General features: G+C 56.4%; 4 protein-coding genes. All 4 read left to right on the top strand.

Annotated features, from left to right (window positions below; all coding sequences use genetic code 11):
• Positions 1–1,575: type I restriction endonuclease subunit R (locus tag ACOCD2_RS13450; protein WP_419625735.1), on the top strand; the 1,575-nt coding region annotated here is incomplete at its 5' end.
• A gap of 81 nt (positions 1,576–1,656) precedes the next feature.
• A complete protein-coding gene (locus ACOCD2_RS13455) occupies positions 1,657–3,003 on the top strand; it encodes a type I restriction enzyme subunit R domain-containing protein (RefSeq protein ID WP_419625736.1) in 1,347 nt (448 codons plus the stop codon).
• Positions 3,003–3,737 carry a M48 family metallopeptidase gene (locus ACOCD2_RS13460; RefSeq protein ID WP_294052806.1) on the top strand — a complete coding sequence of 245 codons (735 nt, stop codon included), beginning with the start codon at positions 3,003–3,005 and terminating at the stop codon, positions 3,735–3,737. The genes ACOCD2_RS13455 and ACOCD2_RS13460 overlap by 1 nt, the downstream gene beginning before the upstream one ends.
• A gap of 138 nt (positions 3,738–3,875) precedes the next feature.
• Positions 3,876–4,170, top strand: a 295-nt coding sequence (locus tag ACOCD2_RS13465) for a hypothetical protein (RefSeq protein WP_419625737.1), incomplete at its 3' end; no start/stop codon positions are given.

A 4,170-nucleotide genomic window follows, 5' to 3' on the forward strand; every position in this document is an offset into this window, starting at 1 on the left:
GGCCGGGATTACCTGTTCAGCGAGGAGAACATCCAGTCCGCCGTTCAGAAGCTGAAGAACGTCAAGTACGACGGCCTGTTGAAAACCAACGAGGCTATCCATGAGCTGCTGACCCTGGGCACGGCACTGGAACAGACCGTGGAGGGGGATACCCGCAGCTTCAACCTGCGCTATGTGGACTGGGGCGACTGGCGCAACAACCGCTTCCATGTAGCCGCAGAGTTCAGCGTGGAGCGTACCCGCAGCACGGAAACTGCCCGGCCGGACATCGTGCTGTTCGTCAATGGTATCCCCTTCGCGGTCATCGAGTGCAAATCGCCCAAGGTGGAGGTGGAGCAGGCCATCTCCCAGTCCATTCGCAACCAACGGGACGAGTATGTTCCCAAACTGTTTATCTATACCCAGATTGTGCTTGGTGTGAACAAGAACGCTGCCCGTTATGCCACCGTGGGCACGCCCGCCAAGTTCTGGTCGTTGTGGAAGGAGCGGCAGGACAAGGAAGCGGCCATGGCGCAGAGCATCCATCGGACACTGCCGGATGAGACAAAGGATGCCCTGTTTCCCGGTGAGTTTGCCACCGCCCGCCGGTTTTTCGATACGCTGGAGGCCGAGGGTGTACGCGAAATCACGGAACAGGACCGGGCGATTTACAGCCTCTGCCGTCCCGAGCGCCTGCTGGAGCTGGTGTACAAGTTCACCGTGTTCGATGGGGGCATCAAGAAGATTGCACGCTATCAGCAGTATTTTGCCATCCAGCGCATTCTCACTCATGTGAAACAGCGCGATACGGAGGGCCGCCGCCGGGGTGGCATCGTTTGGCACACCCAGGGGTCCGGCAAGTCGCTCACCATGGTGATGCTGGCCCGCGCCCTGGCCCAGGAGCCGGACATCCACAATCCGCGCATCGTGCTGGTAACCGACCGCAAGGATCTGGACAAGCAACTCAAGGAGACCTTTGCCGCCTGTGACATGGCGCCGCAGCGGGCGCGCACCGGGCGCGATCTGCTGGAGCTGGTGTCCGATAAAAAGGCCGACCTGGTCACCACGCTGGTGCACAAGTTCGACAAGGCGTTGAACGTGAAAAAGTACCGGGACGAATCGCCCGATATTTTCATGCTCATCGACGAGAGCCACCGCACCCAGTTCGGCAACTTCGCGGCACGTATGCGACAGATGTTCCCCAATGCCTGCTATCTGGGTTTCACCGGCACGCCGCTCATGAAGAAGGAGAAAAACAACTTCGCCAAGTTCGGCGGGCTCATAGACAAGTACGCCATCGACCAGGCCGTGGCGGACGGTGCCATCGTGCCGCTGCTGTACGAAGGCCGCCATGTGGAGATGGAGCAGAACGAGAAGGCCGTCGATCTCTGGTTCAGTCGTCATACCCAGGGACTGACGGATGCGCAGCGGGCCGATCTGAAGAAAAAATACGCCCGCGCCGAGATGCTGAACAAGACCGATCAGGTCATTTACATGCGCGCCTTCGACATCAGCGAACACTTCCGCGCCAACTGGCAGGGCACGGGCTACAAGGCGCAGCTCGTGGCACCGAGCAAGGCCGCGGCGCTCAAGTAGCATCACTATCTGGAGGAGCTTGGCTTTGTCTCTTCGGAAGTCATCATTTCCGGCCCGGACAGCCGTGAAGGCTATGACGATGTGGACGACGAGCCCGCCGATGAAATCGTCAGGTTCTGGCAGAAGATGATGAAGCGCTATGGCTCGGAGGAGGAGTACAACAAGCAGATCATCAACCGTTTCAAGTACGGCGACGAGCCCGAGATTCTGATCGTGGTGGACAAGCTGCTCACCGGCTTTGATGCGCCACGAAATACGGTGCTCTATCTGACCCGCATCCTGCGTGAACATACCCTGTTGCAGGCCATCGCCCGCGTCAACCGCATTTATGAGAACGAAGACGGCGCCAGCAAGGAGTTCGGTTACATCGTGGACTATGCCAGCGTGCTGGGCGAACTGGACCGCGCGCTCTCCATGTACAGCGTGCTGGACGGTTTCGAGGATGAAGACCTTGCCGGTACGCTCATCGCCGTGCAGGAAGAAGTTGCCAAATTGCCCCAGCGCTACTCCAACCTGTGGGATCTGTTCAACGAGGTCAAGAACCAGTACGACGAGGAGGCCTACGAGAAACTGCTGGCCGATGATGCGCTGCGCGAGGAATTTTACGAGCGTTTGGCCCAATACAGCAAGGCCCTGGGGATAGCCCTTTCGGTAGAAAAGTTCGTCATGAACACGCCGGAAGAGAAGCTGCGCCAGTACAAGGATGACCTGAAACGATTCCAGAACCTGAAGGCGTCGGTCAAGATACGCTATGCCGAAGCCATCGACTACCGCGACTACGAGCCGAAGATCCGCAAGCTGCTGGATACCCACATCTCGGCCAGCGAAGTCATCCAGATCAATGAGCCGGTGAATATCTTCGATGAGGAAACCTTTTCCCAGGTCAAGGAGGAGCATGGCATCTATGGTGCGAAGACTACGGCGGCGAAGGCCGACACCATTGCCCATGCAACGAAGAAGGCGATTACCGAGAAAATGGAGGAAGACCCCGCCTTCTACGAGAAATTCTCGAAACTGATTCAGCAAGCCATCGATGACTTCAAAGCCAAACGCCTCTCTGATCTGGAATATCTGCAACAGGTCAGCGAGATTCGCGACAAGATCGTCAACCGCGAACATGACAACGTGCCACAAGCTCTGCAGGGCAATGACGATGCCATGGCCTTCTATGGCATCCTGAAACCCTACTTTGAGGCGTCTGACGAGGGAACCGCCTGTGCCGCTGCGCTTGCCATCGGCAATATCATTCGCCACCACTGGAAGGTTCACTTCTGGGACGACCTGGATGCGCAGAAACAGGCGATGAACGATATCGATGATTACCTGTATGACGAGGTGAAGGGCGAGCGCGGCATCGATCTCGGCACCAAACAGATGGACGAGATTATCGAAAAATCCATGCAACTGGCCAGGCACCGGATTTTTTGATGAGTGGTCAGCCCATCACCGAACAAGGTTCGGCATTCCACATCCGGTACGGCGGACAGGTCATTCCCTGCCAGGTCTTGTACAAAGCCCGCAAGACCATGGAAATTGCGGTTCATCCTGATGGCCAGGTCGTCATTACTGCCCCCCTTAGTGCAGAGATGGAAATGATTCAGGACAGGGTTCGCAAACGCGTTCGCTGGATTACCCGCCAGATCATATACTTCCAACAGTTTCAGCCCCATACCCCGCCCCGACGCTATGTGGGTGGCGAGACCCATCTCTACCTCGGCCGACAGTATCAACTGAAACTGTTGCAGGATGACAAGGATGAAGTGAAACTGATTCAAGGCCGTTTCCTGATTACCAGCAGAAATAGCCCAAAACCCGACAAGGCAAGACAACTGCTTGAACAGTGGTACCTGCTCAAGGCCAGGGAAAAATATGCAGAAATTCTGGCATCCCGGCTGCCGGAGTTCCGGCGTTTTGGCTGCAAGGAACCCAGACTACAAATACGGCAGATGAAAACCCGCTGGGGCAGCCTGTCACCCGGTGGAGTATTGACGCTCAACCGCGACTTGATCCGGGCGCCTCGTGAATGTATCGACTATGTGGTAACCCACGAGCTGTGTCACCTGAAATACAAAGACCACTCCACAGCCTTTTACAAATTGCTGGAACAACTTCTGCCAGACTGGGAGAAACGCAAGCATCGCCTTGAATGCATGCTCGTGTAGCGACATCAAGTTAAACGCCATATCACGGAAGTTTCAGGAGCTATGCTCGAATCTGGTGTATGAGCTGATTTGAAGAAGGCGGCGCTCCCGCTGAAATCGGTTTTACAAAACTGATGAACAGCCGAGGAGAACGCCACCATGAACAAAAATAACGTACTTGAATTTCGTGCGCCAGGAGAGATCCGGGATCCGTTGACGAAGTTGCTGCAGCAGGGCACACGGCAGCAGATCCAGCAGGCCATCGAGGCGAAGCTGGCCCTCCAGGCAGACTCCGGAGAGTCAGCTCCTCCATCACTTCAGCAGCTTCTTATGCGGTCGAGTAGATGGGCTCCACAACAGGTTAGGATCGTGTTGGCATTCTCTGTTTGCCGGCTGGTTTCCCACCGGTGCCGCAATATCCTCTCCGTACTGTCGCATCACCACACCCCTCACA

Origin of the sequence: Thiolapillus sp., assembly GCF_048562965.1 — a bacterium.
Taxonomy (GTDB): domain Bacteria; phylum Pseudomonadota; class Gammaproteobacteria; order Chromatiales; family Chromatiaceae; genus Thiolapillus; species Thiolapillus brandeum_A.